The organism is Lutimaribacter saemankumensis (genome assembly GCF_900100005.1).
Lineage (GTDB): Bacteria > Pseudomonadota > Alphaproteobacteria > Rhodobacterales > Rhodobacteraceae > Lutimaribacter > Lutimaribacter saemankumensis.
The window spans coordinates 1-22,301 of sequence record NZ_FNEB01000006.1 but is presented as its reverse complement, the minus strand read 5'-3'; the positions used below and the strand labels follow the sequence as shown (position 1 = coordinate 22,301).

The 22,301-nt window shown below is 62.9% G+C and carries 24 protein-coding genes; 10 read left to right on the top strand and 14 right to left on the bottom strand.

The genetic code is table 11. From position 1 onward, the window contains the following. Positions 1-18: 18 nt before the first annotated feature. Positions 19-477 carry a hypothetical protein gene (locus BLT50_RS11870; protein WP_175491467.1) on the bottom strand — a complete coding sequence of 153 codons (459 nt, stop codon included), beginning with the start codon at positions 475-477 and terminating at the stop codon, positions 19-21. A 192-nt stretch (positions 478-669) separates the two neighbouring features. Here BLT50_RS11870 and BLT50_RS11865 point away from each other — a divergent pair, with 192 nt between their 5' ends. Together BLT50_RS11865 and BLT50_RS11860 are read left to right on the top strand one after the other, a co-directional pair. Then, positions 670-2,433, top strand: coding sequence for a SulP family inorganic anion transporter (locus BLT50_RS11865; protein ID WP_090028917.1), 1,764 nt, complete (start codon positions 670-672; stop codon positions 2,431-2,433). 9 nt (positions 2,434-2,442) lie between these two features. Then, entirely contained in the window at positions 2,443-3,087 is a 645-nt protein-coding gene (locus BLT50_RS11860) for a 2-dehydro-3-deoxygalactonokinase (protein WP_090028916.1), read from the top strand. 49 nt (positions 3,088-3,136) lie between these two features. On the opposite strand, the gene BLT50_RS11855 is transcribed toward BLT50_RS11860, so the two are convergent. Further along, positions 3,137-3,934, bottom strand: coding sequence for a phytanoyl-CoA dioxygenase family protein (locus BLT50_RS11855; RefSeq protein ID WP_090028915.1), 798 nt, complete (start codon positions 3,932-3,934; stop codon positions 3,137-3,139). Between the two features lie 109 nt (positions 3,935-4,043). Here BLT50_RS11855 and BLT50_RS11850 point away from each other — a divergent pair, with 109 nt between their 5' ends. From BLT50_RS11850 to BLT50_RS11835, 4 genes are all read left to right on the top strand, one after another. Continuing rightward, entirely contained in the window at positions 4,044-4,640 is a 597-nt protein-coding gene (locus tag BLT50_RS11850; protein ID WP_090028914.1) for a LysE family translocator, read from the top strand. Position 4,641: 1 nt separating this feature from the next. Next, positions 4,642-5,262, top strand: a complete 621-nt coding sequence (locus BLT50_RS11845; protein WP_090028913.1) for a hypothetical protein — start codon at positions 4,642-4,644, stop codon at positions 5,260-5,262. A 79-nt stretch (positions 5,263-5,341) separates the two neighbouring features. Then, entirely contained in the window at positions 5,342-5,752 is a 411-nt protein-coding gene (locus tag BLT50_RS11840; RefSeq protein ID WP_090028912.1) for a Spy/CpxP family protein refolding chaperone, read from the top strand. Between the two features lie 106 nt (positions 5,753-5,858). After that, a complete protein-coding gene (locus BLT50_RS11835; RefSeq protein WP_090028911.1) occupies positions 5,859-6,821 on the top strand; it encodes an acetyl-CoA carboxylase carboxyltransferase subunit alpha in 963 nt (320 codons plus the stop codon). On the opposite strand, the gene BLT50_RS11830 is transcribed toward BLT50_RS11835, so the two are convergent. Further along, positions 6,801-7,886 carry a DmpA family aminopeptidase gene (locus BLT50_RS11830; RefSeq protein WP_090028910.1) on the bottom strand — a complete coding sequence of 362 codons (1,086 nt, stop codon included), beginning with the start codon at positions 7,884-7,886 and terminating at the stop codon, positions 6,801-6,803. The genes BLT50_RS11835 and BLT50_RS11830 overlap by 21 nt on opposite strands. Positions 7,887-7,905: 19 nt before the next feature. Beyond that, positions 7,906-9,315 (bottom strand): FAD-binding oxidoreductase, encoded by a 1,410-nt coding sequence (locus tag BLT50_RS11825; protein WP_090028909.1) that lies wholly within the window; start codon positions 9,313-9,315, stop codon positions 7,906-7,908. A gap of 174 nt (positions 9,316-9,489) precedes the next feature. Between BLT50_RS11825 and BLT50_RS11820 the strand changes: the two genes are divergently transcribed. Next, entirely contained in the window at positions 9,490-10,011 is a 522-nt protein-coding gene (locus BLT50_RS11820; protein ID WP_090028908.1) for a glutathione peroxidase, read from the top strand. Here BLT50_RS11820 and BLT50_RS11815 read toward each other — a convergent pair whose 3' ends face one another. From BLT50_RS11815 to BLT50_RS11805, 3 genes are read right to left on the bottom strand one after another with little or no spacing between them, the layout of a single operon-like run. Further along, on the bottom strand, positions 10,012-11,124 hold the full coding sequence (locus BLT50_RS11815) for a CaiB/BaiF CoA transferase family protein (RefSeq protein WP_090028907.1): 1,113 nt from the start codon (positions 11,122-11,124) through the stop codon (positions 10,012-10,014). Continuing rightward, a complete protein-coding gene (locus tag BLT50_RS11810; RefSeq protein WP_090028906.1) occupies positions 11,124-11,789 on the bottom strand; it encodes a DsbA family protein in 666 nt (221 codons plus the stop codon). Before BLT50_RS11810 ends, BLT50_RS11815 begins: the two co-directional genes overlap by 1 nt. Then, positions 11,790-12,311 carry a DUF721 domain-containing protein gene (locus tag BLT50_RS11805; protein WP_090028905.1) on the bottom strand — a complete coding sequence of 174 codons (522 nt, stop codon included), beginning with the start codon at positions 12,309-12,311 and terminating at the stop codon, positions 11,790-11,792. Positions 12,312-12,402: 91 nt separating this feature from the next. On the opposite strand from BLT50_RS11805, the gene mutY reads away from it, so the two are divergent. After that, on the top strand, positions 12,403-13,488 hold the full coding sequence (mutY, locus tag BLT50_RS11800; RefSeq protein WP_090028904.1) for an A/G-specific adenine glycosylase: 1,086 nt from the start codon (positions 12,403-12,405) through the stop codon (positions 13,486-13,488). Continuing rightward, positions 13,481-14,638 carry an alkane 1-monooxygenase gene (locus BLT50_RS11795; protein WP_090029149.1) on the top strand — a complete coding sequence of 386 codons (1,158 nt, stop codon included), beginning with the start codon at positions 13,481-13,483 and terminating at the stop codon, positions 14,636-14,638. The genes mutY and BLT50_RS11795 overlap by 8 nt, the downstream gene beginning before the upstream one ends. Before the next feature lie 3 nt (positions 14,639-14,641). On the opposite strand, the gene BLT50_RS11790 is transcribed toward BLT50_RS11795, so the two are convergent. From BLT50_RS11790 to BLT50_RS11765, 6 genes are read right to left on the bottom strand one after another with little or no spacing between them, the layout of a single operon-like run. After that, on the bottom strand, positions 14,642-16,033 hold the full coding sequence (locus BLT50_RS11790; RefSeq protein WP_090028903.1) for an FAD/NAD(P)-dependent oxidoreductase: 1,392 nt from the start codon (positions 16,031-16,033) through the stop codon (positions 14,642-14,644). Beyond that, positions 16,020-16,325 carry a (2Fe-2S)-binding protein gene (locus BLT50_RS11785; RefSeq protein ID WP_245723370.1) on the bottom strand — a complete coding sequence of 102 codons (306 nt, stop codon included), beginning with the start codon at positions 16,323-16,325 and terminating at the stop codon, positions 16,020-16,022. The genes BLT50_RS11790 and BLT50_RS11785 overlap by 14 nt, the downstream gene beginning before the upstream one ends. Further along, positions 16,306-17,400 carry an NAD(P)/FAD-dependent oxidoreductase gene (locus BLT50_RS11780; protein ID WP_090028902.1) on the bottom strand — a complete coding sequence of 365 codons (1,095 nt, stop codon included), beginning with the start codon at positions 17,398-17,400 and terminating at the stop codon, positions 16,306-16,308. Before BLT50_RS11780 ends, BLT50_RS11785 begins: the two co-directional genes overlap by 20 nt. A 58-nt stretch (positions 17,401-17,458) precedes the next feature. Next, positions 17,459-18,454 (bottom strand): TRAP transporter substrate-binding protein DctP, encoded by a 996-nt coding sequence (gene dctP / locus BLT50_RS11775; protein ID WP_090028901.1) that lies wholly within the window; start codon positions 18,452-18,454, stop codon positions 17,459-17,461. A 52-nt stretch (positions 18,455-18,506) separates the two neighbouring features. After that, a complete protein-coding gene (locus BLT50_RS11770) occupies positions 18,507-19,805 on the bottom strand; it encodes a TRAP transporter large permease (RefSeq protein WP_090028900.1) in 1,299 nt (432 codons plus the stop codon). Then, positions 19,802-20,272, bottom strand: a complete 471-nt coding sequence (locus BLT50_RS11765; protein WP_090028899.1) for a TRAP transporter small permease — start codon at positions 20,270-20,272, stop codon at positions 19,802-19,804. Before BLT50_RS11765 ends, BLT50_RS11770 begins: the two co-directional genes overlap by 4 nt. Before the next feature lie 90 nt (positions 20,273-20,362). On the opposite strand from BLT50_RS11765, the gene BLT50_RS11760 reads away from it, so the two are divergent. Then, positions 20,363-21,280, top strand: a complete 918-nt coding sequence (locus BLT50_RS11760) for a LysR family transcriptional regulator (protein ID WP_342706706.1) — start codon at positions 20,363-20,365, stop codon at positions 21,278-21,280. A 103-nt stretch (positions 21,281-21,383) separates the two neighbouring features. On the opposite strand, the gene BLT50_RS11755 is transcribed toward BLT50_RS11760, so the two are convergent. Continuing rightward, positions 21,384-22,187 (bottom strand): autotransporter outer membrane beta-barrel domain-containing protein, encoded by an 804-nt coding sequence (locus BLT50_RS11755; protein WP_090028898.1) that lies wholly within the window; start codon positions 22,185-22,187, stop codon positions 21,384-21,386. Positions 22,188-22,301: the final 114 nt, after the last annotated feature.

The following is a 22,301-nucleotide window of genomic DNA, read 5'->3' as shown; positions in this document are numbered from 1 at the left end:
GCCACGTTCCCCTTGGGATTACTGGCTGTCAGCCGGCGGCATGACAGTCAGCATTTCCCCGGAACTCCAGGTCACAGCCTCGAAACAGAGTTGCGATCCAGCCCCGCCGCACCATCCGCCGTCGCGGGCGATCAGCAGGATGGGGCGGCCGTTCCAATCCATCATGCGCCACCCTTCGGACTGAAAGTCCCAGGACCGGTCGCCGATGACCGCGTGAACCATGCAGCCGCCGCTGCCACAATAGGCGGAGGCCATGGACGAACACGAAAACCTGCTTTCGTCCACGATGCTGTCGGGTGTTCCATCTGCGTCCAGGTCGACGGATTGAACGGCGTCGCCCGCATCGAAAACCCCGTTTTCGTAGGACGCGCAGAATGTCCTGGCATCGTTCAGGATGGTCTGCACCGGGTCGGCCATCGCAACGGTTGCGTATAGCGACGAGCACAGTACAAAAGTAACGGCTTTGACGTATTTCATGGCTTGCTCCATAGGCGGCACGGCATCTTACAGGACCAAGCAACGCCCGCGCATTTGCAACTGTCAAGCGGCGGCCGTGCCGCGAAAATCATCATCCGCCGACACGCCGGAACACACACCGCGACGATTCACCCCTTTAATCCATTCGACGTTTTGAATATATCCAACTCAAACGGCCGAACAGGACGCGCCATGACCCCGCCCAAGATTACACTGACCGCAATCAAGCGGTACTTGCCCATTCTCGAATGGTCCAAGACCTATGATCGCGAAACGCTGACTTCGGACACGGTTGCTGCCGTGATCGTCACGATCATGCTGATCCCGCAATCGCTGGCCTACGCGCTGCTGGCGGGGCTTCCGCCGGAAATGGGGCTTTATGCCTCGATCCTGCCGCTTGTGGCCTATGCCGTCTTTGGCACCAGCCGGGCGCTTGCGGTCGGGCCTGTCGCAGTCGTTTCGCTGATGACGGCGGCAGCCGTCGGAAACCTGGGGCTCAGCTCACCGGCCGAATATGCCGCGGCCGCGATCACGCTGGCCTTCATCTCGGGGCTTATCCTTACCGTGATGGGCGTCTTTCGCCTCGGGTTCCTGGCGAATTTCCTGTCGCACCCGGTTATCGCGGGTTTCATCACCGCGTCGGGCGTTCTGATCGCAACAAGCCAGATGAAGCATATCTTCGGTATCGGCGCGCATGGCCATGCCCTGCCGGAATTGGTTGGCTCCCTTCTCGAAAACCAGCACCTGACCAACCCGATCACACTGTTTATCGGCCTGACGACCGTCGCGTTCCTTTTCTGGGTCCGCAAGGGGCTGAAACCGCTGCTCCTGTCGACGGGGATGAAACCGCGCGTTGCGGATATTCTTGCCAAGGCAGGGCCGGTTGGAGCGGTCGCCGCAACGACACTCGCGACCTGGGCCTTTGGCCTGCATGAAAAGGGCGTGGCCATCGTCGGCGAAGTGCCGATGGGGCTGCCGCCGCTTACCCTGCCCTCGCTCAATCCCGATCTCTGGGGGCAGCTGTTTGTGTCGGCGCTGCTGATCTCGATCATCGGTTTTGTTGAATCCGTTTCCGTCGCGCAGACGTTGGCCGCAAAGAAACGCCAGCGGATCGTGCCCGACCAGGAACTGGTGGGGCTGGGCGCCTCGAACATCGCCGCCTCGATCACCGGAGGCTATCCGGTGACAGGCGGGTTTGCGCGCTCTGTCGTCAATTTCGACGCCGGCGCCGAGACACCCGCCGCGGGCGCGTTCACCGCGATCGGCATCCTGCTCGCCGCGCTTCTGCTGACGCCGCTGCTGTATTTCCTGCCCAAGGCGACGCTTGCCGCCACGATCATCGTCGCGGTTTTGAGCCTGGTGGATTTTTCGATCCTGACCCGCACATGGGGCTATTCGAAAATCGACTTTGCCGCCGTTGCGGCGACGATTTTCCTGACGCTCGGATTCGGTGTCGAAATGGGCGTGTCGGCGGGGGTCGTCCTGTCCATCGGGCTGTTTCTGTACAAAACGTCGCGCCCGCATGTGGCCGAGGTTGGCCTGGTGCCCGGCACCCAGCATTTCCGCAACATCCGGCGTCACAGGGTCGAAACCCATCCCGAGATGGTGACGCTGCGGATCGACGAAAGCCTCTATTTCGCGAATGCCCGCTTTCTCGAAGATTACATCTACAACCGCATTGCCTGCGACGAACCGATCAAACACGTGGTTCTTATGTGTTCGGCAGTGAACGAGATCGATATGAGCGCGCTGGAAAGCCTTGAGGCGATCAACCACCGGCTCAGCGATCTTGGGATCACGCTGCACATGTCCGAGGTAAAGGGCCCGGTGATGGACCGGCTGAAGCGCAGTCATTTCCTGGACGAGCTGACGGGACAGGTTTTCCTGTCGCAATACGATGCCTACCGCACCCTGACAGGGCCGCGGCCGGTGGACACGCGCGAGGCGGGTGAGTAAACCGCCGCCATGGCACAGACATGGCACGCAGCGATCGAAACCCCGGACGGCACCGAACTCTGGCAGGTCGCAGGCGATGACGCCATGCGTGTCGCCAACGGGCAACCCGACGTGACGATCAGCGATGCAACGGCGGCGCAAACCTTTCCCTGCGACCTGAAAGGCTCCGCCCCGCTGCATCAGACATCCCCGCAAGGCCACCTGCCGGCGCGTGCGCGGCTTATGACGCTTGGCGCGGTTGCCGACAGCCTGAACTGGGACGGCATCGTCCTTGTCCTGTTGCCGGACAGCGCCCACTGGACCCATGTCAGCGCCGGCGAGGCGATCAGCACGCTTGGCACGCTGACCCCGGCCCTCGCCCGGCAACTCGGTGCCGAAGGGCACCTGGATCAGGCCGCGATGGACGAGGTGATGACACGCCCCGAACGGCTGACCGCAGCACTGTTCGCCCGGCCGGATATGGCGCTGTCGCATCTTGTCGGGGCCGATCTGGCGGCGGCCAAACGGTGGTGGCTGGGGCAGCAGATCCGTGTCGTCGGGGACGGTGCGCTGGCGCAGGCTTTTGTCGATGCGCTGATGACACAGGGCGCACCCGTCATGCAGATCGGCCGTGAGGCGGCAACATCCCGCGGCCTTGTCAGCCTCGCACATTGATTCTGATCGAATGACTGCCGCGGCGTCGCCTTTGACACCCAAAGCCGGGTCACGTGGGCCAGATCACCGGAAACCAGTCTTCGCGTAGGCGCTGTCCCGGCACCATCCCGTGCCCCGGAAAAGGCGGTGAGGTGCGGCCCGGTCTTTCGACATACCGCGCATCATCGCCCACAAGCCGCAGCGAAAACGCCCGCCTGCGCGTGGTGGACCGGTTGCCCCGCGTGCCATGCAAAACGTGATAGTTGAACGCCACGGCATCGCCCGGCTGCATCGCCCATTCCACGATTTCCATGCCTTCCGCCTCGGGGTCGGGCACGGGCATGTAATCCTCGATATTCGGGAAATACGCCTCGTCCTGAACCCAACGCATCGGCAGGACCGGCTTTTCCCAGCAGTGCGACCCAGGCACCATGCGCAACGTCGCCTCGTCCACCGGGTCGAGCGGCGACCAGAAGCTGACGGTCTGTCGGCCCTCGACGAAATAATACGGCCCATCCGAATGCCAAGGGGTCGCCATCGACGTCCCCGGTTCCTTGACCAGCACGTGATCGTGGAACACCTGCACCTCTTGCGACCCCATCAATTCGGCGGCCACCTGCGCCGCAGGGCTTTGGTGAATGACCTGCACGAATTCCGGGATGCGCTGCCAGTTGCAGTAATCGTCGAAGAACCGGCCTGTTTCGCCCTCTTTCTCGTTCTCCGACGCGTAGGGCCCGGGATCGTCCATGTTGCGTTCCACGCCGGCGCGCAGTTCTTCGACCCAGTCGGAGAATAGGCCACGGATCAGCACCACGCCGTCGCGCTGATAGGTTTCTATCATGTCCTGGGTCAGCAGCGGATGTGGCATGATCGGGCTCCTTTTGTTGGAGGTAGCCTAAGCTGGCGTCATTCACTTGTTCAAGCATGCGGTGCGGCAGCCTATTCCAGCCAACCGCAAGGCGTGCAATACCAGCATCATGGATCAGACCCTGCTTTCCGGTCTCGCGCTTTTCGCTTTCGTTTCGTCGATCACGCCGGGGCCGAACAACATGATGCTGATGGCCTCGGGCGCGAATTTCGGATTCCGCCGGACGATCCCGCACATGCTGGGCATCGGCGTCGGCTTTACCGTCATGATCGTGCTGGTGGGCCTTGGCCTGATGCAGTTGTTCGACGCCTTGCCCGTTCTGCATGACATTCTGACGGTGGTGGGCGTTGGCTACCTTGTCTGGCTGGCATGGAAGATCGCCCATGCCGACATGCCGACGACCGAAGGCGGCAATGGCCGGCCGATGACGTTTTTCCAGGCAGCCCTGTTCCAGTGGGTCAATCCGAAGGCCTGGCAAATGGGGCTGACCGCGATCACGCTCTATGCACCGGACCGGTCGTGGCAGGCCATTGCACTCGTGGCGGTTTTCTTCGGCGTGATCAACCTGCCGTCGGTCAGCACCTGGACTGTTCTGGGCCAGCAGTTGCGGCGCATCCTTTCCAGCCGCCGCCGCTTGCAGGCTTTCAACTGGTCGATGGCGGCACTATTGCTGGCGTCGCTGATCCCGGTTCTTTATCCGCATTAGGATGCCGCTGACCTTTCTGCATACCGCCGAGGTCCATCGCGCGACGTTCGATACCCTGGCATCCCGGCATGCGCCGGGAATTGCCATCGAACATGTCGTGCGCCCGGATTGGCTGACCCGCGCCCAGGCCGGCGGCGATCCACATCTTGCGTCCGAGATCGCGCAGGCCATTGCAGATGCCGACTCTGTCGTGGTCTGCACCTGCTCGACCATCGGAACCGTCGCCGAAGACTCGGGCGCGATCCGCATCGACCGTCCCATGATGGCAAGGGCCGCACAATCCGGCGGGCGCATTCTGCTGGCCTATGCGCTGGACAGCACGCTCGCTCCGAGCACGGAACTCCTGCAACAGGAGATCGTGAAATCCGGCAAGTCAGCGTCGATCGTGCCGTTGAATCTGACCGAATACTGGCCCTTGTTCATCGCAGGCGAGGTCACGGCCTTTGCCGCGTGCATCGCGGCTGCCGTGCGCGACGCCCATCAGGCTGATCCGGCCAACGTGATCGTGCTTGCCCAGGTTTCCATGGCGGGTGCCGCGGCGCAATTGGAAAGCCTCGGGCGGCCTGTGCTGACCTCTCCTGTGCTGGCTCTCGAAGCAGCAGTGGCAAATATGACTCGCTGATATTGATTTGGGTCAATGATCACATTCCAAACTTGGAACATATCTCCTGAACACCACAACCGTTTCAAAGGAGAGACCAGTGAAAACTTTCGCCGTTGCCGCCTTCACCGCCGCCCTTGTCGCCACCACCGCCATGGCCGAGGGGCCGCGTGAATTGTCCGCTCCGATTGTCGCATTCACCCCTGTCATCGTTAAGAACGCCGATGCCCTGAACCTGACCGAGGCCCAGCGCGCCGACCTCAAGCAATGGACATCGACGATGCCGGCCAAGCGCAAGGCCATCGAAGAAGAGGCCCGCCAGGCACGCGCAGCCCTGCGTCAGGCGATTGTCGACGGTGCCCCGCAAACCGAACGAGAGGCCCTTGCGCAGAAGGTCGGACAAATGGAAACCAGGCTGGTTCTCATGCGCTCGGCCTGCGCCGATCACTGGCGCGAGGTGCTGAGCGAAGAGCAGTTCGCACAGATGGTCGCACTCTACCAGGCGCAGTAAACATACTTGGAAAACACGGGCGGCAGTCCACCCTCTGCCGCCCGTCGTGATTGCAATTCCCGCCGCACAGCGCCATATAGCCAGAAACGCAGCGGGAGCAGGCGGTATGACAAATTACCTCGACTTCGAAAAACCCCTCGCCGAAATCGAAGGCAAGGCCGAAGAACTGCGCGCCATGGCGCGTCAGAACGAGGAAATGGACATCGAAGACGAGGCAGCCGCGCTGGACCGCAAGGCCGCCGCGATGCTGCAGGATCTTTACAAGGCGCTGACGCCCTGGCGCAAATGCCAGGTCGCGCGCCATCCCGACCGTCCGCATTGCCGCGACTATATCGAGGCGTTGTTCACTGAATACACCCCGCTGGCAGGCGACCGGAACTTTGCCGACGATCATGCCGTCATGGGCGGCCTTGCCCGGTTCGACGGACATCCGGTTATGGTGATCGGCCATGAAAAGGGCAACGACACCAAGTCGCGCATAGAACGCAATTTCGGCATGGCCCGCCCCGAAGGGTATCGCAAGGCCGTGCGCCTGATGGACATCGCCGACCGCTTCGGCCTGCCGGTGATCACGCTGGTCGACACGCCCGGCGCCTATCCCGGCAAGGGCGCGGAAGAGCGCGGCCAATCCGAGGCCATCGCGCGATCAACCGAGAAATGCCTGGCGATCGGCACGCCGCTGATAAGCGTAGTGATCGGCGAGGGCGGATCGGGTGGTGCGGTGGCCTTTGCCACGGCTAACCGCGTCGCCATGCTGGAACATTCGGTCTATTCGGTGATCAGCCCCGAAGGCTGCGCATCGATCCTTTGGAAGGACGCCGAAAAGATGCGCGAAGCCGCCGAGGCACTGCGCCTGACGGCGCAGGATCTGAAGAAACTGGGCGTGACCGACCGGATCATTCCCGAACCGCTTGGTGGTGCGCATCGCGACACCGACGCCACGATCAATGCCGTGGGCGAGGCCGTCCGCGCCATGCTGGCCGAATTGTCGGGCCAGTCGCGCGACAAGCTGATCGCCGACCGCCGCCGCAAGTTCCTCGACATGGGTTCAAAGGGGCTGGCGGCCTGATCCACTGAAAAGCGCCGCTAGGGCCGCAGTGTCTATCGCGCGGCAAACCTGTCCGCGCGGCTTTACCATTGGCACGTCTTCCCCGGCGACAAGCGCGTTCACGACGGCCTCTTCCACCGCTGCGACCGCGGCCAGGTAAAGCGGGTCGAGATGCTCGGGGTTCAGTTCGCGCCGTGTGCGGACGACCCCAGCCAGTTGCGGCATCGGCTGCGGGTCGGCGACCGAGAAGGCCAGGAAGATATCGCCCGAACTGTTGCCGCCCGGTGTCCCGCCCCGCCCGATGCCGATGGCCGCGCGCCGCGCAAGGTGCCGCAGCGAAACCGGCGACAGCGGCGCATCCGTTCCCAAAACAACGATGATGGAGCCGAACTCGGTTTCGAACAGTTGCTCGTCCGGCATCAACTGTCCGACAGGCTGGCCCAGAACGCTAAGCCAAGGTCGCCGGCCATGGTTGGCCTGGACCAGCGCGCCGATCGTGAATGTCTCTCCGCCGATGTCGACGACACGGGATGACGTTCCTGTCCCGCCCTTGAAGTCATAGGCGATCATGCCGTTGCCGCCTCCCACCGATCCTTCGGCGACCGGCCCCGGCGCGGCCGCGTCCAGCGCATCGATGGCATGTTGCGCGGTGACATGCATCGCGGTGATATCGTTCAGCACACCGTCATAGGTTTCGGCAACCACCGGCATGATCCAGGCGTGATTGTCACGATAGAAATCGGCGTATCGCCCTAGCATCCAACGCGTCACGCCATCATGCACCGCACCGACCGCATGGGTATTCGTGATGCACACCGGCCCCACGAAATAGCCACCGTCATGTATCCAATGCGTGCCGGTCATCTCGCCATTGCCGTTGAGGCTGTACTGCCCGGCCCAGACCGGCATCGGCTGATCCGCGTCTGCGCGTGGCAGGATCGCCGTCACCCCCGTGCGCATGTCGCGTGCCGGATCGGTCAGAGTGGCAAAGCCGACATGCACGCCCGCCACATCCGTGATCGCGTTCAACGGCCCCGGCGTTCCGGGAAAGGGCAGGCCCAGCGCGCGGGCGCGCGGCTTGGTCATCGCGGGGTTCCTTTCCGTTTCAAGCCGGCGGCAGCACCTTGCCGGGGTTCAGGATACCCTTTGGATCCAGCGCCTGCTTGATCGCGCGCATCGCGGCCAGAGCCACCTTGTCCTTGCGCCGCGCCATCGAAGACAGCTTGCCCTGGCCAATCCCATGCTCGGCCGAGAACGATCCGCCAAGGCGCAGCACCTCGTCTTCGACCGCCTCGGTCACGGCGTCCTTTAGCGCGGGATCTTCCTTGCTCAGCCACACTGCGTAATGCACGTTGCCATCCCCCAGATGCGCCACGAGGATCGGCTCGGCCTCCGGGTCCAGCGATTGCAGGCGCGCGCCCATGCGGTCGAGAAACACGCTGACCTTGTCCAGCGGAACGGCGATGTCGTTGTTCGATACCGGCTTGCCCGCACCCAGAACGACCTCGGCCGCGGCCTCGCGCCGTTCCCACATCGCCTGGCGTTGCGCCTGGTTTTGAGCAACCACCGCGTCCAGCAGCAAACCCTCTTCGAACATGTCGGCCAGCGTCTGTTCCAGATGCGCCGCGATCGGAACCGTGCCATCCGGGCCCGGTTCGACATCGCGGGCTGCGGTGGCGCCGACTTCGACCATGATGTTGATGTCGTGCATCGCGTCGAACGGCGCCCGGTTCGCAGGGTTCAGCCCCATATGCGCCTCGACGTAATTGCGCGGCATGTATTCGAACGCCTCGACCGCGCCGCCGGTGGCCTCTTGCAACCGGTTCAGCAAAACCAACGCCTGATCCAGGCTCGGCACGGCAACCATCGCCGTGGCGTAAGCTTGCGGCTTCGGTGCCAGCTTGAGCACCGCGCCGGTGATTATCCCAAGCGTCCCCTCGGCCCCGATCAGAAGGTGCTTGAGGTTATAGCCCGAGTTGTCCTTGTGCAGCTCGCTCATCAGGTTGACGATTTCGCCAGTCGGCAAGACCGCCTCGACCCCCAGAACAAGATCGCGCGTATTGCCATAGCGCAGCACGTTCGATCCCCCGGCATTTGTGGACAGGGCCCCGCCGATCATGGCCGACCCCTTGGCCCCGAACGTCAGCGGAAAGATCAATCCCTGCGCCTCGGCGGCGGCGTGCAGATCGGACAGGATAACGCCGGCCTCGACGATTGCCGTGCGCGCGGCGGGTCGGATTTCACGGATACGGTTCATCCTGTCCAGCGACAGGGCAATCGCCCCGTTGGCCTGCGTGCCGCCCGCAAGCCCGGTATTACCGGAGACCGGAACGACGGGCGTACCCGTTTCATTCGCCAGCTTGACGATGGCGGCGACCTCTTCGGTGCTGCCCGGGCGCACCACAGCGATGGGATCGGACGGGAAATAGCCCGTCCACTCCTTCATCCATCTTGCCCGGTCTGCACCTGTCATCACGTTGGCGTCGCCAACGATGGCCTGCAGTTTGTCGATCATGCCGTCCTCCCCTGTCGCGGGGCATCGTTACGCGCGGGCGCGGGCTTGGCAAGAGTGTCGCAGCCGGGTGGAATTGGTGATCCGGCGGGTTACGTGAAACGAATACTCGAAAGACCACTTTCAAAAGGACCGATTGCCGTGATCTCTGCTCTTAGAAAATCCTACGCCCCGCTGATGTTGGCCTGTCTTGCGCTTGCAGCGCTTTTCGTCCTGGCCCCGATGGCGCGCGCGGCGGACTTCAGCTTTGACTCGATCGACGGCGGCAAGATCGATCTCGCCGACTGGCGCGGCAAACCGGTGCTGGTGGTGAACACCGCCTCGCGCTGCGGGTTCACGCCGCAATACGACGCGCTGCAGGAGCTGCATGACCGCTACGGGTCCAGGGGCCTGCTGGTGCTGGCCGTTCCGTCGAACGATTTCCGGCAGGAACTGTCCAGCGAGGAAGAGGTGAAAGAGTTCTGCGACGTGAATTTTGACCTGACCCTGCCCATGACCACGATCACCCATGTCAAAGGGGCCGAAGCGCACCCGTTCTACAGATGGGTGCAGGACACGGCCGGGTTCACGCCGGGATGGAACTTCAACAAGATCCTGATCGGGCCGGACGGGACGGTCCTTGAAACCTGGGGCTCGCCGGTGCGTCCGACCTCGGGCAAGGTGGTCAGCCGTATCGAGGGGCTTTTGCCGAAAAGCTGATCAGCCGTCTTCGTTCAGCTTCGGCGACGGCCGGTCCAACGCCAGATCCGCCCCGGAAAACCGGAAGGGCGACCGCACACCCGGAACGCCATCCAGTTCGATCTGCATGCCGCGCGCCTGTACATGCGGATCGGCAAACACCTCGGACATGTCGTTGATGGGTCCGGCGGGAATACCCTGATCCTCGCAGCCTGCCAGCAGTTCAGCCTTAGACCACTTGCGGGTTTCCGCCATCAGCAGATCGATCATCTCGGGGCGGTTCGCCACACGGTCTGCGTTCTTCAGGAACTTCGGATCTTCGGTCATCCAGTCGAGGCCAAGCAACTTGCAGAGGCGCTGATACTGCCCGTCGTTGCCGGTCGCGATAATGATGAACCCGTCAGCACAATCGAACACCTGATAGGGCGTCAGGTTGGGATGGTAATTTCCTGTCCGTCCCGGCGGTGTGCCCGTCGCAAGGTAGTTCATCGCCTGGTTCGCCATGGCCGACACCGCGCAATCCAGTAGCGCCATGTCGATATGCTGCCCCTTGCCGGTGCTTTTCCGCTGATGCAGCGCCGCAAGGATACCGGTGACCGAATACAGCCCGGTAAACAGGTCGGTGATCGCCACACCGGCGCGCTGCGGCTGGCCGTCCGGGTCGCCGGTGATCGACATGAACCCGGACATCCCCTGGATGATGTAATCGTACCCGGCGCGGTGGGCATAAGGGCCGGTCTGGCCGAACCCCGTGATCGAGCAATAGATCAGCCCCGGATTGATTTCCGCAAGGCTTTCGTAATCCAGGCCGTATTTCGCAAGGCCGCCGACCTTGAAGTTCTCGATCAGAATATCGGCATCGCGCACCAGTTCGCGCACACGCTCCTGCCCTTCGGGGGTGCGGAAATCGACGGCGACGGACTTCTTGCCGCGGTTGCAGCTGTGGAAATAGGCCGCCGTCTTGTCGTTGCCGCGCTCGATGAATGGCGGGCCCCACTGGCGCGTGTCATCCCCGTTCAGCGCCTCGACCTTGATGACCTCGGCACCCAGATCAGACAGCGTCTGACCGGCCCAGGGGCCGGCCAGGATACGCGCCAGTTCGACGACTTTCAGACCTTCAAGCGGCGCTGCCATCACTCACCCAGCTTTTCGTCGATGATCGCCTTGAGATCGTCCCACGACATGTTGGAATACTTTTCGCCATTGATGACCAGCGACGGGGTGGAATTGATCTGATCCGCCTCGGCGTTCTGCTGGAACCAGGCGACAAGCGTTTGCGCCTTTTCGGCATCGCTCAGGCAGGTATCGAGCTGCTCATCCGACAGCCCCGCCACACGGCCGATCTTGCGCAGGTTTTCGGCGATCTCGGCGGGTTGACCACCACCGATCCATTCACGCTGCTGCTTGTAGAGCATGTCGGCAATTCCGAAGAACCGTTCGGGGCTGCAGCGCGCCACCATAGACGCCCACAGGCCAGGGCGGTCGAAATAGACGTCGCGATAGATGAACCGGACCTTGCCAGTATCCACATACTCGGACTTGAGCCGCGCCCCGGGCCCGACATGAAACGACGCGCAATGCGGGCAGGTAAACGACGCGTATTCGATCAGCGTGACCGGCGCGTCCTCGGATCCCATCGCCATTTCAACGACGCTGGAGGTGTCGACATCGGCGGCCTGCTGGGCATTCGCCGCGCCAAGGTCAGGCAGGCTGCCCCGGCTTCCGCCGAATGAAAACAGCCCCGCCCCTGCGGCCAGAACAAGCGCCCCGGCCCCGATAATCACAGTCCTGCGGTCCATCTAGTGGTCCCCTTTCGTTTGCTTGGCCTTGGATAGAACGTTGCGTGCCAGAACTTCAAGCGCATCGCGCAATCCGACATCCCGAACGTCCCCGGCCACCTGGGCGGCGGCCTGCGTCAATTGCGGATCAGGGGCGGCCGTCGCGGCCTTGGGCGCCGGCTGGAACACGGCCTGACCTTCGGCGAAACCTGTCGGCGCGGTCTGCGTGATGCGCAGCCGGGCGATCGCGTTGTAACCGTAGACGGCATTCACCTTTTCGCGCAGCTTTTCCTTTTGCATTTCCAGCATCGGGGCCTGCGCCCCCGTGGTCAGGACGGTAAGCGTCGCACCCATTCCCTGACGGCCGTATTTCACATCGACCGGCCGGGCGATGCGGGCGATATCCTCACCCACGACCTCATCCCAATGCGTCAGCAACCGCGTCACGGCAAAGCCGCGCCCCTCGCTGGCCTTCCTGATTCGTTTCTGCAAAAGGCTCGAGGTGCGGGCAAATCCATACGTGCTGCCTGTGCGCTGTGACATCGCTTGCATCCTTGCGTTCCGAACTATTCTAGGGATTGGTACGGCTCGTGCCAGCGAAACCGGCGACACGGAGGAATAAACATTGCGTGACATGCCGCAGTCCAAAGACATCCTGGCATGGTATGACCGGCACGCCCGCGACATGCCATGGCGCGTGTCGCCCGCCGATCGGCGGGCGGGCAAGCGGCCCGATCCCTATGCCGTCTGGCTGTCCGAGGTGATGCTGCAGCAGACAACCGTCGCCGCAGTGCGCGGTTACTTTCACCGGTTCACCCTGCGCTGGCCCACCGTGTCCGACCTTGCCGCCGCCGAGGACACCCAGGTCATGGCCGAATGGGCAGGGCTTGGATACTACGCCCGCGCCCGCAACCTGCTGAAATGCGCGCGCACGGTCGTGGCCGATTACGGCGGCCGGTTTCCCGATTCCGCCGACAAGCTGGCCGATCTGCCCGGAATAGGCCCCTACACCGCCGCGGCGATCGCGGCGATCGCGTTCGACCGTCCTGCGACCGTGGTCGATGGAAACGTGGAACGCGTGATGGCGCGGCTGTTCGATGTGGTCACCCCCTTGCCCACCGCGAAACGCGAACTTACCCAACTGGCCGAGGCCCTGACACCACAAGACCGCCCCGGCGACTATGCACAGGCGGTCATGGATCTCGGGGCGACGATCTGCACCCCGCGCAACCCCGCCTGCGGCATCTGCCCTTGGCGCGCCCCTTGTCAGGCACGCGCCGCTGGCACCGCACCCGATCTGCCACGCAAACTGCCGAAAAAGGCCAAGCCGGTTCGCGTCGGCTACGCCTATGTCGGACGCCGCGCGGACGGCGCCTGGCTGCTGGAACGGCGGCCCGACAGTGGCCTTCTGGGTGGAATGCTGGGCTGGCCGGGCAGCGAATGGTCCGAGGTCCAGCCAGACCGCAATCAACCCTTGCCCGCCGATTGGCAAATGCTGGGGGAAGAGGCGCGGCACACCTTCACGCATTTCCATTTGCGGCTAAAAGTCCTGATCGCAGAGCTGCCGATTGACGCAAAACCGGATCGCGGGCATTTCGTGCCCCGTCACGAGTTTCGCCCCGCTGATCTGCCCACCGCGATGCGCAAGGTGTTCGATCTTGCCCGCAGCGGATTTGCGGCAGAAGATGCAGGCACCGTCGAGGACACCGGCCATGGCTGAACGTTACATACAAATACCCTCAGACCGGGCGGCGCAACTGCGCGATGCCCTGCCGTTCTGGATGAGCCTTCTGTTGATACCGGTGGCATGGTTTGGCGCGATCAAGGGCGGCTGGGCTGTGGTGCTGTTGCCGGTGATGACCTGGTATTTCTTTTCGATCCTGGACGCGATCCTCGGGCTGAACCTGGACAACGCCGATCCTGAAACCGATGACGCGCGGCTGACGTGGTATCGTGCGATCACGTTGATCTGGCCCTTTGCCCAGTTCGTCACCCTGTTTGGCATCATCTGGTACGTCACAGGGCCGGGGGATGCGGATCTGAACGCTCTCGAAACCATCGTGCTGTTCTTCGGCATGGGTGTGATTACCGGCACTGTCGGCATCAATTACAGCCACGAGTTGATGCACCAGAAAAACGACACCGAACGCTGGCTGGGCGATATCCTGCTGGCCATGGTGCTGTATTCGCATTTCCGGTCCGAACACCTGCGGGTGCATCACATCCATGTCGGCACACCACGCGACCCGGTGACCGCGCGCTACAACGAGGGCTTCCACCGGTTCTTTCCGCGCGTTCTCAAGGAATCCCTGCTGTCGTCCTTCAAGGCCGAAAAGGACATGCTGGCCCGCCGGGACGAGCCGTGGACAAGCCCGAAAAACCCGTTCTGGCGCTACTGGGCGCTTCAGGGCCTGATGCTGGCGCTGGCGTTGATCGTCGGCGGATGGGAGGGGCTGTTGCTGTTCGTCTGGCAGGCCTTCGTTGCGATCTGGCAGCTGGAACTGGTCAACTATGTCGAACATTACGGCCTGACCCGCAAACATCTGGGCGACGGCAAGTACGAACATGTCAAACCGCATCACAGCTGGAACGCGGCGCACAAGGCGTCAAACTGGCTTTTGATCAACCTGCAGCGCCATTCTGACCACCACTACAAGCCGGACCGCCGTTTCCCGCTGCTGCAGAACTACACCCAGGCCGACGCCCCGCAACTGCCCTATGGCTATCCGGTCATGACCATGGCCGCGATGGTGCCTCCGGTCTGGCGGCGGTACATGAACCCGCGGGTGCGAAAATGGCGCGAGATGTATTATCCCGAAATCACGGACTGGAAGGATTACAACAAGGCGCGCACACCGCTGCCCCGGTGATCCTCACTCGGCCGCATCCGGCGTGTCGGCCATCGCGGCCAGCTCGGCCAGTGTCACTGGTTTGAGCGGCGGGCGAATGCGGTAATACCCCGTCCTGTCCGGCGCCTGTCCATGTGCAGCCGACAGGATTTCCGTCACGCTCAGCCCGCAATACCGGCCTTGGCACGGTCCCATGCCCGCCCGTCCGAATGCCTTGGCCTGGTTGGGCCCAAGGCATCCCATGGCCGCATATCGCCGGATATCGCCTGCCGTCACTTCTTCGCAGCGGCAGATGATCGTTTTGTCCGCGGGGGCCAGCGCAGGGGCAAAGGGTGGATAGGCGCGGTCGATGAAGGGCCGGGCCGCAAGTTCCGCGGAAAGCCGCCAGCGCAATTGCCGCGCTTCGAGGTCGCGGTCACCTTGGGCAAGCGCGCCGAGGTCGTGCGCGATGGCCAAGGCCGCCAGTTCACCCGCAATCGCGGCAGCCTTAGCCCCGCCGATGCCGGCACCGTCGCCCGCGATGAACACATCCGCCCGCGCGCTGCGCCCCCATGCATCCCTTTGCGGAACGAAGGCCCGCTGGCGGCTGTCCCATTCATGGGGAATGTCGATCGACCGGGCGGCCTGCGTGTTGGGCACCACGCCATGATGAAGAAGCACCGTGTCGCAACCGATCTCGTGCTGCTGCCCGGCCGCGCGGAATCGGACGGATTCCGCGCGGTTTGCACCCGCGATCTCGATATCCGTCGCCGCGACGTGCCGCGCCACACCGGCGCGGCGCAGTTCCGCCAGCATGCCCAGACCCTTGAGCATGTAACGCCAGCCGCGCAGCGCCCCACCGACATGACGCATGGCCGCCAGCAGATCGCCACGCCCCTGCGTTTCCACCAGCGCGAGCGGCGGCGTTCCCGCCCGCACCATCTGCGCGCCGATCAGATAAAGAAGCGGCCCACACCCCACGAGCACGGCACGGTCGCTGACCATCCCGGATTGTTTCAGCAGGATTTGCCCGGCACCGGCAGTCATGACGCCCGGCAACGTCCAGCCGGGAAGCGGCATTGGCCGCTCCAACGCGCCAGTGGCGATCAGCAACCGTTTGCCCTGTGCCTGTTGCGCCGCGCCGTTGACGGTGAAGGTCACCAGTGGGCCATCCTCGATCTGCCACACGGTCGCGCCGGTGATATGCGTGATGCCGGGATGATCCAGCGCCTGCACCAGCGGCAGCCCAGCGGCGTAGTCCTTTCCCAGCAAACCGCCGCGCTTTGGCCAAGCCCGCGCGACATCGCGATATATCTGCCCACCCGCGCGCGGTTGTTCATCGAGAAGGAGAACCGACAGCCCCTTACCCGCGGCGCACGCGGCCGCAGCCATGCCGGCAGGACCGGCACCGACGATGATGAGGTCAGCCGAGCGCATTGTCCGCTCCCTTGCCGTGGGCTGGCTCGATGACCATTCCCTCCGAAACTTCGAGCATGCAGGCTTGCCGGGTGGTCCCGTCGATTTCCACCAGGCAATCATAACAGGCGCCCATCATGCAAAACGGTGCCCGGGGCGCGCCGCTGACGGGCGTGTTACGGAACACCGTCACCCCCGCGGCAAGCAAGGCCGCCGCAAGGTTTTCGCCGGCAGGCAGATCGACCACCTGTCCGCGAAATGTCACGCGCACCAGATCGGCCGGGGCGTCGAGCCTATGAAAAGCGTGCTTCACTGAACACCTCCAGGTCCGGCGCGGCGGCGGTGCCTTCCAGCCAGTCGGGCAAAAATCGAGCATGCGCCGCGGCAAGCGTGATGCCGCTGTGGCACGTGACCAGATAAGCGCCGGGCATCTCCGGGCTTTCCTGGTAGATCGGCAAGCCATCGGGCGACAGGATGCGCAGCGCCCCCCAACTGCGTACAAGCTGCGCCCGGCCAAGGATGGGGTAAGCGGCGATCGCTTCGGCGGCGAGCCCCGACAAACCGGGTTGCGTCACCCGGTCGTCCAGTCCGACCTCTTCGTTGGTGGCGCCGATCTGAATGCCGCCTTCATCCACCTGACGCGCGATCAACGACGGGCGATTGATGATCTTGGGCATCTTTTCGGTGATCAGAACCTGCCCGCGCTGCGGCCGGATCGGGGCCTTGAAACCCAGTTTGGGGCCCAGTTCCATTGCGCCGAGCCCGGCCGAAAGGATCGTCTTGCGCGCGCGGATTTCGCTGCCATCCGCACACTGGACGTGGAACAGGTCACGCTTTTTGACGTCGACGACATGTTTGCCGTTTAGGATGATCCCGCCAAGCCGCCGCACGTCGTCCGAAAGCGCGCGCAAAAGCTTGAGAGGGTTTGCATGCCCGTCCTGGTGATGAAGGATCGCGCCGACGACCTTTGGGCCGATTTCCGGCTCTTCCTTGCGCAGCGCGTTGTGGCCAAGCACCTCGTACGGATAATCGCCGCCCAGCCTGGCCTTGAGCGTTTCATATTTCGCGACCGTCGCCTCGAGGCTTTCTTCAGAGAAATGAAGGTCGTAGCCGCCCTTCTGTTCGAGCCCGACGGCATGCCCGGTCGCATCCGTCAATTCGTCCGAGAAATCCGCCCAGGCCGCGGCCGAACTTTGCGACCATTGCGCATAGCGGGGCTGGTTCATGCCCTTTGATTGGACCCAGACCAGGCCGAAGTTCCCACGGCTTGCCCGAAAGGATCCGTCATCGCCATCCAGCACGGTCACGCGCAGCCCGCGTTTCAGCAGGCCCCACGCCACCGACAGCCCGACGACGCCGCCGCCGATGATGGCATAATCTGAATCCATGATCGTTCTCCCGTGGGGCGCAGGGTGGCGCAAATGCGCGCCACCCCTATTCATCCGATCAGTTCGACGCGGCCGAAACCTTGTCGAGGATCGACTGACCCCATTCCGCGCCCACATCCTCGAGCACAGCGGGCCAGACATCGGCGCGCACCTTGGCGGACATACCGGCCAGTTCCTCGGCCGACAGCGATACGATGGTCGTGCCCAGTTCATCCGCAAGCTTCTGTTCGTTGCGGCCCTGGTCGGCCTCGGCAACGGTCCAGCGTGTCGCTTCGAACGCTTCGGCCTGAGCCTTGAGCGCGGCCTGATCTTCGTCCGAAAGCGCCATGAGGGACTGGTTGGAGATGATCATGTACCACACCTCGAAATGGGTGTTGGCGGGGATGTAGGTCTTGGTCACGTCGCGGAACGAGGCATAGTAGCCTTCGGCACCGGACCCGATCACGCCGTCGACGACACCAGTCTGAACCGCGGTGAATGCCTCGGAAAAGGGAATGGGCGACGGGATGTAACCCAGTGCCTCGCCGGTCAGCTGAAAGCTCTTGATGCCGGGTACGCGCACTTTCACGCCCTTCGGCTCGGTGCTGCCGGGATTGACGGCATCGACGTTCAGCGAAATGCCCCCGAAGTAGACAGGATAGGCCGCCAGCATGGTGATGTCCTGCTTGGCATAGAGGTCGGCCATTACTTCGCGGATCGCGCCGCCGGGGCCATAGATCGCCCGCGCCTGCGCCCAGTTTTCCGCAACGTAGGGGAAGGAGCTGATCTGCATCCGGCGGTCGGCTGCGGTGGCTGCGGGTTGGGTTGCCATGTCGATGGCACCCACGCTGATACGTTCCTGCACGTTGGTGTAATCGCCCAACGCCGACGCCGGGAAGATCTGGATTTCGACATCGCCGCCGGTGGCCTCGGCCACGTCCTTGGCAAAGGCGCGCAGTTCGACGTCGATCGTCGCATCCTGCGGACGCACATGGCTCATCTTCAGGGTTTCGGCCACGGCCGGGCTGACCGCCATCAGTGTGGCCAGCGCGGTGGCAAGCAGTTTCGTCTTCATTTCACAATCCTCCAGTTGGATATTTGGTGAGTGGTGGTGGCGCCTTGGCAGCTCAGTATCCGAACAGCCTTGGCAGGAAGAGCGAGAGATCGGGCCAGAACGAGGTGAGGAACACCACCGGCACGTAGCCCGTCACGATCAGGAACATCGCCGGCGGGATCACCTTGGTGACCTTCACGTTGCCGATGCGCGCCCCGAGATAGAGGATCGAGGCATAGGGCGGCGTGACGCCGCCCATGGCCGTGTTGACCCCCATGATCGCGGCGAACTGCACGGGGCTGACGCCGATTGCGTTCATCAGCGGCAGAAGCAGCGGTGCGATCAGGATGATGGCGGTCACGTCGTTGACGACCATGCCGACAAAGAACAGCAGGATATTGATGAAGATCAGCAGCAGAACCTTGTTCTCGGTGATCGAGAAGATGCCCTGCACCAGCTGTTGCGGGATGCTTTCGAAGACGAACATCTGGCTGAGGATCATCGAAAACAGGATCATCATCATGATCGCGCCGACGGCGGTTGCGGCCTCTTTGCCGGCGGCGATGAAGTTCGGCAGCTTCAGCCCCTTGTAGATCAGGAAACCCACCGGCACGGCATAGATCACCGCGACGGCCGCCGCCTCGGTCGGGGTCATGATGCCGCCGTAGATGCCGCCGAGGATGATTACCGGCATCAACAGCGCCGGGAACGCATGGATGCCACGCTTTGTGACCTCGCGGGTGAGTTCATCGAATGTCGGCTTTTCGTCCAGCACGAGGTTGAACTTGCGGCTCATCCACAGGTTCATCAGCGCAAAGCTGGTCATGATCAGCAGGCCCGGGCCCAGCGTTGCCAGGAAACAGGCGAGGATCGAGGTATCGGTGACCCAGCCATAGACGATCATCGTGACCGATGGCGGAATGAGCAGGCCCAGGATCGACGAGTTCGCGATCAGCGCGGTGGCGTATTCGCGCGGGTAGCCGCGCTTTTCCATCTCGGGGATCAGCAGCGGCCCGATCGCGGCGATGCCGGTCAGACCCGAGCCCGAGATCGCACCGATGATCGCGCAGCTGACCGCCGCCACGACGCCCAGCCCGCCGCGCACATGCCCGATGAACGCGTTGACGAAACGCAATAGCGAGGCCGCGATGCCGGATTCGGACATGATCGTGCCGGCCAGCACGAAAAGCGGGATGGCCAGAAGAACGGGGTTGCCCAGTTGCTGGAACCCCCAGAGCATCATGCCCTTCATGGTCACATCACCGAGGAAATACATCACCATCAGCGCCGAGCCGAAACAGTAGGGCAGCGGAACGCCCAGTGTCAGAGTGATGACAAGCAGGGCGATGGCGATAAGGGCGATCTCGATCATTGCGCACCCCCGGTGCTGAGGCTGCGGACATGGCGCAACAGGTGATAGGCGGTGTAGACCATCATCAGGGCAAGCCCCGCCACCAGCGCCACGTCGGAATAGAAGGTCGGAATGTACAGCGTCGGGCTTTCGCGCCAGACACGCCAGGCGTATTGCGTATAGTCCCACGCCCAGCTGAGCAGCCACAGGCCGACGGTCAGACTGATAAGCTCTCCGACGATTGCCAGTATCGTGTGGCCGCGTTCGGTCTTGATGAAGATTTCCAGAACGTTCGCGCGGATATGCGTATTTTCGCGCGACGCATTGACCGAGCCGAGAATGTAAAGCCACAGGGTCGGATAGAGCATCGTTTCCTCCAGCCCCATCACGGGCACCTGCAACACATAGCGCGTGATCACCTGCACGAACTGGCCCAGCGCGACGATGCAGATAAGAGCGGTCAGAAGGATGGCTGCGAAACGGTCCATGGCCCCACTTTCGGAATTGATCGGCTCAGCATCAGCCTGACTGGACATAAGGTCAAATTTTTAATATTTTTGAATCCATCAATTCGGATTATGGACATGCTTCCAAACCTGACCGTCCGCCAGCTGCAGACATTTCGCGAAGTCATGCGTACAGGCTCTTTCTCCGAGGCGAGCCGGGTGCTGGGGCGCACGCAGCCGGCGATTTCGTCGATGATCGCAAATATCGAAAGCGAACTCGGCTTTCCGCTGTTCCTGCGCGAACACGGCCGGGTCAGCCCCTGCCCCGAAGCGCATTACTTTCTGGAAGAAGCCGAGCAGGTTCTGGAACGCCTGGACCGTGCCCAGCGCGTGATGCGCGAGTTTTCGACGCTCGACCGGGGCAGCTTGAGGATCGCCGTGCACCCGGCGGCGTCGGGGTATTTTCTGCCCAACATCCTGGCCGAATTCCTGAAGGACAAACCCAAGATTCACGCGGATCTGATGATGCGCACGTCGCAGGTGGTCGAAGACCTGATCGCATCGCAGGAATACGATGTCGGCTTGGCCGAAACGCCACCTGAGCGCCCGTCAATCGAGATCGAGCAATTTGCGCTGCGCTGTGTCGTCGCTTTGCCGGAGGCTTCGCCACTTGCACGGTATGAAAGGCTGACGCCCGCCGAGCTTTCAGGGCACCCGCTGGCCATGCTGTTCGACGAACACCCGCTCAGCCGGGCAACGCGCGATGCGTTCAACCGTCAAGGCGCAAAGCTGGTGCGGCGGTTCACGCTCAGGACATTTCTCCCGTCCATGCGGCTGGTGGCGAACGGGCTTTGCATCGCGATCGTGGACCGCATCACCGCTGCGACCTATCCATCGCAGGGTTTGGTTTTTCGTGAGTTCGACCCGGCAATCGAAGCCGACATTGCCGTTTTGATGCCCGCGCACCGCCCTGCATCGCAATTGACCCAGGCGTTTTGTGCGCTGCTGAGGGATCGGCTGGACGCTTTGAAAGAGCCGATTGCACCCTGAAGGCCACGTCCATGCTTGCCGATCCAGACGCCCGGTACGGCGCAAGAAAAATGCGGCGCCCCAAGGGGACGCCGCTTTCTTGGTTCGGGGACTGCTGAAAAGATCAGAACTGTATGCTCAGCGAAAGCTGAACCGCGTGACCTTCGTAGTCGCTGCCGAAATTCCCGACATAGCCTGCGTTGACGCGCGTTTCCTTGCCGCCGGGGCGGCCGATATGCGCGCTGACTCCGAGCTCCAGCGAGACCCAGTCCATATCCATGCCGTCAACAGGCGTTCCACCGAACGGCAACCCGACGAAGCCGGTGGATGCCAGGCGGTCGCTGCCGGACGAACGGTTGTAGCTGACCGCCCCGCTGAGCAGCGGCGCACGATCGCCATCGGCAAGCTTGTATTCACCGCGCATGCCAAGCGACATCACGATGAAGCTGGCATCCTGATCCCCGACAGACAGGTTCCAGGCGCCCGCGCCGGTTTCGTCGAACGCGTCGATGGACATGTCGTACATTTCGAACGAACCGGTCGGACCGAAACGGAAGCCGCCCTTGTCGAACATGTATTCACCTTCGACCAGCGCAAAGAGCTGCGACCCATCGGTGCTGCCAAGCGCAGTCTGGCCCATCACGTTGCGGGTCGTGTCGAATGAAAGATCCTGAAAGCCGATCATCGCTTGTGCGGCGCCGCCCTCGCCAAATGCCGTGCGCCCGAACGCGGCGAGAAAGAAGCCGGAGCCATCGACCTCACCACGGGTGGAGTCGATATCGGCGGTTGCGTCGGAGTACCCTGCGATCACACCGACCGAACGCGTACTGTCCAGCCGCTTTTCGATACCCGCAAGACCGGTTTTGGTTTCCACGTCATAGCCGATGTTGTTGAGGGTTCTGTCGAATTCGGCCTTGGATGCACCCAGCGAAACGAATGCATAGGTGTGAGCCTCCCCAACTGAACTGGTCCACCACTATGTTTAGGAAACGGAGGACCGAGAATGGCAAACAGGCGACCCAAGCCCGAAGAGATTGTCTCG